This window comes from Acinetobacter sp. ABJ-A23_2, from assembly GCF_044538765.1.
Lineage (GTDB): Bacteria > Pseudomonadota > Gammaproteobacteria > Pseudomonadales > Moraxellaceae > Acinetobacter > Acinetobacter nosocomialis_A.
Genome location: NZ_JBIUCP010000099.1, coordinates 1 through 2,017 on the forward strand (window position 1 = coordinate 1; position 2,017 = coordinate 2,017).

1 protein-coding gene is annotated in these 2,017 nt (G+C 52.0%); it reads right to left on the bottom strand.

Annotated elements, in window-relative coordinates; genetic code table 11:
• Window positions 1-2,017 (bottom strand): Ig-like domain-containing protein (locus ACH63V_RS17960; protein ID WP_396464306.1); only part of this gene is annotated, 2,017 nt, incomplete at both ends.

A 2,017-nucleotide genomic window follows, 5' to 3' on the forward strand; every position in this document is an offset into this window, starting at 1 on the left:
TGACCGCTGGATACTCCACACCATTTACAGTCACCACAACAGTCGCTGTTGGATCGTTCACTGTACCGGTTAATGCAGGTGTACTGTCATTGGTGGTTACATCACTTAACGCAACTGTCGGTGCTGTGGTATCGATAGTCACCACTGCACCTGTTATCCCCACATTACCTGCAGGGTCAGTCGCTGTCACAGTTACTGTATGTGGACCATCGGTCAACACTGGAAGCGTATTGTCTGCAAGCGTCCAGGTACCGTTGCCGTTATTGACTGCTGGATAGTCCACCCCATCTACAGTCACCACCACAGTCGCAGTCGGATCATTCACTGTACCGGTCAGCGCAGGTGTGCTGTCATTCGTCAATACATCATCTAGCGCAACCACAGGTGCAGTAATGTCTGCAGAGACTGTACCTGAACCTGGCAATGAAGTATTGCCTGCAGGGTCGGTTGCTGTCGCAGTTACTGTTTGGCCATCAGTCAAGTCACCTGGGTTTGGCACTGTCCATTTACCATCAGGACCTGCAACTACAGTTGCTGTTGTGCCATCAGGGAAGCTCACAGTCACGGTTGATCCCGCTTCTGCTGTACCTGTCACTGGATCAGTCGCATTGATTGGATCAAGAACCGGTGCATTTGGTGCTGTGGTATCGATAGTCACCACTGCACCTGTTGTACCCACATTACCTGCAGGGTCGGTCGCTGTCACAGTTACTGTATGTGGACCATCGGTCAACACTGAAAGCGTATTGTCTGCAAGCGTCCAGGTACCGTTGCCGTTATTGACTGCTGGATAGTCTGTGCCATCTACAGTCACCACCACAGTCGCAGTCGGATCATTCACTGTACCGCTTAACGCAGGTGTGCTGTCATTCGTCAACACATCATCTAGCGCAACCACAGGTGCCGTAATGTCTGCAGAGACTGTACCTGAACCTGGCAATGAGGTATTGCCTGCAGGGTCGGTTGCTGTCGCAGTTACTGTTTGGCCATCAGTCAAGTCACCTGGGTTTGGCACTGTCCATTTACCATCAGGACCTGCAACTACAGTTGCTGTTGTGCCATCAGGGAAGCTCACAGTCACGGTTGATCCCGCTTCTGCTGTACCTGTCACTGGATCAGTCGCATTGATTGGATCAAGAACCGGTGCATTTGGTGCTGTGGTATCGATAGTCACCACTGCACCTGTTATCCCCACATTACCTGCAGGGTCGGTCGCTGTCACAGTTACCGTATGCGGTCCATCGGTCAACACTGGAAGCGTATTGTCTGCAAGCGTCCAGGTACCGTTGCCGTTATTGACTGCTGGATAGTCTGTGCCATCTACAGTCACCACCACAGTCGCAGTCGGATCATTCACTGTACCGCTTAACGCAGGTGTGCTGTCATTCGTCAACACATCATCTAGCGCAACCACAGGTGCCGTAATGTCTGCAGAGACTGTACCTGAACCTGGCAATGAAGTATTGCCTGCAGGGTCGGTTGCTGTCGCAGTTACTGTTTGACCATCAGTCAAGTCACCTGGGTTTGGCACTGTCCATTTACCATCAGGACCTGCAACTACAGTTGCTGTTGTGCCATCAGGGAAGCTCACAGTCACGGTTGATCCCGCTTCTGCTGTACCTGTCACTGGATCAGTCGCATTGATTGGATCAAGAACCGGTGCATTTGGTGCTGTGGTATCGATAGTCACCACTGCACCTGTTGTACCCACATTACCTGCAGGGTCGGTCGCTGTCACAGTTACTGTATGTGGACCATCGGTCAACACTGGAAGCGTATTGTCTGCAAGCGTCCAGGTACCGTTGCCGTTATTGACTGCTGGATAGTCTGTGCCATCTACAGTCACCACCACAGTCGCAGTCGGATCATTCACTGTACCGGTCAGCGCAGGTGTGCTGTCATTCGTCAACACATCATCTAGCGCAACCACAGGTGCCGTAATGTCTGCAGAGACTGTACCTGAACCTGGCAATGAGGTATTGCCTGCAGGGTCGGTTGCTGTCGCAGTTACTGTTTG